Raw genomic sequence first — 338 nt, 5'->3', positions numbered from 1 at the left:
ACGTGGACGGCGTCTACGACGCCAGGAGCATGCTGTGCGCCGGAGAAGCGAAGGGAGGCCGGGATGCCTGCCAGGGCGACAGCGGGGGGCCGCTGGTGGCCCAGGGGCGGTTGATCGGGCTCGTGTCGTGGGGGATCGGCTGTGGTCGCGCCGGCAGCCCCGGGGTGTACATGCGTGTGTCCGACATCATGCGCACGCTCCACTGGGCACGGTCCTGAAGCCGGACACTGGTGTGAAGGTCATGTGCACGTTCGACTGAACGCGACTGTGAAGAAAACGTGCCGCGTGCCCAAGGGGCAATCAGAGGACTCGCGGGGACGAGGACGGGCGGCTGCCTC

General features: G+C 68.3%; 1 protein-coding gene. It reads left to right on the top strand.

Going from position 1 to position 338, the window contains the following annotated elements:
- The coding region (locus CCL05_RS19240) for a trypsin-like serine protease (protein WP_143589909.1) at positions 1-218 on the top strand (218 nt) is incomplete at its 5' end.
- Positions 219-338: the final 120 nt, after the last annotated feature.

It is taken from the genome of Streptomyces africanus, from assembly GCF_002150735.1.
In the GTDB taxonomy this organism is placed as follows: domain Bacteria; phylum Actinomycetota; class Actinomycetes; order Streptomycetales; family Streptomycetaceae; genus Streptomyces; species Streptomyces africanus.
The sequence above is the reverse complement of the archived record's forward strand: the minus strand, read 5'-3'. Positions and strand labels throughout refer to the sequence as shown.